The organism is Paracoccus sp. DMF (genome assembly GCF_004407025.1).
Lineage (GTDB): Bacteria > Pseudomonadota > Alphaproteobacteria > Rhodobacterales > Rhodobacteraceae > Paracoccus > Paracoccus aminovorans_B.
In genome coordinates, this window is record NZ_SOKV02000102.1 from 1 (window position 1) to 3,038 (window position 3,038).

Below are 3,038 nucleotides of genomic sequence, written 5' to 3' on the forward strand. Positions count from 1 at the left end.
CGGCCTCTTCCGCTTCGAAGGGGTCAGCCAGCGGTCCGTCATCATCGAGCAGTACGAAGGCGTCCTGAGCCTGCTGCCCTCCGTCCCCCTCGGCGGCCCCGCCACTGTCGGCACCCGGGAAGGCCGGTCGATGCGCAGCTTCGCCCTGCCGTGGATCCCGCATGACGACGTGGTCCTGCCTGCCGACATCCAAGGCGCCCCCGCGCTGGGCGCCTTCGACGCGGCCGATCCGCTGGTCGAGGTGATGAACCGCAAGCTCCTCCTCATGCGGCGCAAGCACGCCCAGACCCGCGAATACATGGAGATGAACGCACTGCGCGGCATCGTAAAGGATGGCGCCGGGACAACCCTCTACAATTACTTCACCGAATTCGGCCTCGCGCAGATCGCGGTCGACTTCGTGCTGGGCACGGCCGGAACGAACGTGCAGGGCAAGGTCCGCGAGGTGCTGCGCGCCATCGAGGACAACCTGCTGGGCGAGGCTATGACCAGCGTCCATGCCCTCGTCAGCCGGGAATTCTTCGAAAAGCTGATCGCCCATCCGAAGACGGAAGAGGCCTACAAGTTCTACGCCTCGACCGGGGCCCAGCCGCTGCGCGAAGATGTGCGGCGCAACTTCCCGTTCGGCGGGATCCTGTTCGAGGAATACTCCGGCACCGTCACCCTCTCGACCAAGACCACCGAACGGCTGGTCCCGGCGAACGAGGGGATCGCCTTCCCGCTCGGCACGATGGACACCTTCACCACCTATGGCGGCCCGGCAAACCTCCTGGAAACCGCCAACACCATCGGCCTGCCGCTCTATGCCCGCCAGCATCTCGACGAAAAGGGTCGCTGGATCGACGTGATGACCGAAGCCTCGATCCTGCCCGTCAACAAGCGGCCTCGGCTGGCGATCCGCCTGCATACGTCGAACTGACGGACACAACCCATGTCCGTCTTTGCCGCAGCCATGGACCGCATCTTCACCCATGCCTCCATGGCGGCCCCGGCCCTCTGGATCTCGGCCACGACGTCCGAGGAACGCCCGATCCGCATCATCCGCCGCGCACCGGATCGCATCACCGACTTCGGTGCGGGCCGGTTCGTCAGCGACACCACGGTGGTGGATGTGCGCGTGGCCGAGCTGCCCACCCCAAGGACGGGCGATGTGATCGTCATTGGCGCGGACAGCCATGTGATCCAGGGAGAACCGTTGCGCGACCGGGAACGGCTCATCTGGACCCTCGATCTGAGACCAGCATGAAGCTAAAGCTGGAGATCAGCCCCGACCTTGCCGCCCTGATGCAGGCGGAAATCGCCGCGGGCGAAAAAGCCGTCACCACCGCCATGCTCGAGGCTGGCACGAACCTCAAATCCGCCTGGCGCGGCCAGATCACCGGCGCGGGGCTGGGCACCCGGCTTGGGAACTCGATCCGCCTCGCCACCTATCCCAAGGGCAGCGAGAGCCTGAACGCCGCAGCACTGGTCTGGTCGAACGCCCCGGTGATCGTCGGCGCGCATGATGCAGGTCCGCTGATCCGGTCGCGAAACGGGTTTTGGCTCGCGATCCCCACCCCAGCGGCAGGCAAATCCACCCGCGGCGGTCGCATCACCCCCGGCGAATGGGAGCGTCGCACGGGGCTGCGCCTGCGGTTCATCTACCGGCGCAGGGGTCCGAGCCTTTTGGTGGCTGAGGGGAGGCTGAACAGCAAGGGACGTGCAGTTGCGTCACGGTCGAAAACCGGCCGGGGCGTCGTTACCGCGCCGATCTTCCTCCTGGTGCCGCAGGTCAAGCTGCGCAAGCGACTGGATCTGGCAAGGGATGCAGAGCGGGCCATCGATGGCGTGCCGGGGCGGATCGTGGCGGGGTGGGCTAAAACACGGTCATGACGGGACCTGTCGACATGGCAGACTCATTGGCATATATTGCCAATGATTCGCAGGGAGACTTCCATGGCCACCAGAAACGTCGTCCTGACCGAAACGCAATCCGACCTTGTCGACCGCCTGGTGGCATCCGGGCGCTATCAGAATGCGTCCGAGGCCCTGCGCGCAGGGCTGCGCCTCCTCGAACGCGAAGAGGCTGAACTTGGCGCGTTGCGCACCCGTCTGACGGCCGGGTTGGAACAGGCCCGGAGCGGCGATCTGGCCGAGGGCAGTGGTGAAGATGCCATCCGCCGGGCTTTTGCCGCCGCGCGTGCCAATACCTGATGCCGAAACCATGGCGCCTGACAAGGCAGGCGGAGGCCTCGCTGATCGAGATCGCACACTGGACCGTCGAGACTTTCGGACCACGACAGGCGGCGGCCTATGAGGATGACCTGATTTCCACCTGCCGCGAGATCGCCGCGGGCACCGCCCTGTCACAGGACTGCCGTCGGCTCATCGCCACCGACCTGGTCGAGGACCTGCGCTTCACGCGCGCAGGCCAGCACTTCGTGGTCTTCATTGAAGACGCCGACCAAGTGGCAATCGTGGACTTCCTGCACAGCCGCGCCGACTTGCCGCGACGTCTGGCCAACCTGCCTCTGCCGAAAGGCGACAGGGAACACTGACCCCGGGCTTGTCCCGGAACCCCGGAACAACAGATGCCCACCATCCGCGAACTCGTCCTTGCCGCGCTGCACGCGCGGTTGCAGCCGCTTGCCGCCCTCACCCTGCGTGACGAGGTTCTGCCCGAGCGGATCCCGGCGGCAGGGCTGATCATCCTGCGTGACGGCCAGCCGGGCGAACCGGAGGTGACGCTGTCGCCCCTGCGCTACCACTACCAGCACCGCGCCGAGCTGGAGGTTGTCGTCCAGGCGGGCACCGGAAGGGCCAACATCTTTGACGATCTGATCGCCGCCATCGGCGCAGCGCTGGAAGCCGACCGGACGCTCGGCGGCCTCTGCGACTGGGTCGAAGCCGAGGCCCTGGTCTCGGTTGACCTGCCCGTCGAGGGCGCGGCGGCGCTGAAAGCGGCGGTGATCACCGTCGTCCTTTACTACTCCACGACCGGCCCTTTGGCCTGACTTCCCCCACATAGGAGACCCCCATGGCACGCGCACACGGCGCGC

General features: G+C 66.4%; 6 protein-coding genes. All 6 read left to right on the forward strand.

Annotation, left to right across the window (positions count from 1 at the left end; genetic code table 11):
• Positions 1-919 (forward strand): major capsid protein (locus tag E3D03_RS20270; protein WP_263568451.1); only part of this gene is annotated, 919 nt, incomplete at its 5' end.
• 12 nt (positions 920-931) lie between these two features.
• Complete coding sequence (locus E3D03_RS20275; protein WP_263568452.1) at positions 932-1,246, forward strand: hypothetical protein; 315 nt, start codon at positions 932-934, stop codon at positions 1,244-1,246.
• Positions 1,243-1,872, forward strand: a complete 630-nt coding sequence (locus tag E3D03_RS20280) for a DUF6441 family protein (RefSeq protein WP_263568453.1) — start codon at positions 1,243-1,245, stop codon at positions 1,870-1,872. The genes E3D03_RS20275 and E3D03_RS20280 overlap by 4 nt, the downstream gene beginning before the upstream one ends.
• Positions 1,873-1,935: 63 nt before the next feature.
• The gene (locus tag E3D03_RS20285; protein ID WP_036707085.1) at positions 1,936-2,193 is read left to right on the forward strand and encodes a type II toxin-antitoxin system ParD family antitoxin; all 258 of its coding nucleotides are present in this window, start codon (positions 1,936-1,938) and stop codon (positions 2,191-2,193) included.
• Positions 2,193-2,537, forward strand: coding sequence for a type II toxin-antitoxin system RelE/ParE family toxin (locus E3D03_RS20290; RefSeq protein WP_263568454.1), 345 nt, complete (start codon positions 2,193-2,195; stop codon positions 2,535-2,537). Before E3D03_RS20285 ends, E3D03_RS20290 begins: the two co-directional genes overlap by 1 nt.
• 33 nt (positions 2,538-2,570) lie before the next feature.
• Complete coding sequence (locus E3D03_RS20295) at positions 2,571-2,993, forward strand: acyl-CoA transferase (RefSeq protein WP_263568455.1); 423 nt, start codon at positions 2,571-2,573, stop codon at positions 2,991-2,993.
• Positions 2,994-3,038 lie beyond the last annotated feature (45 nt).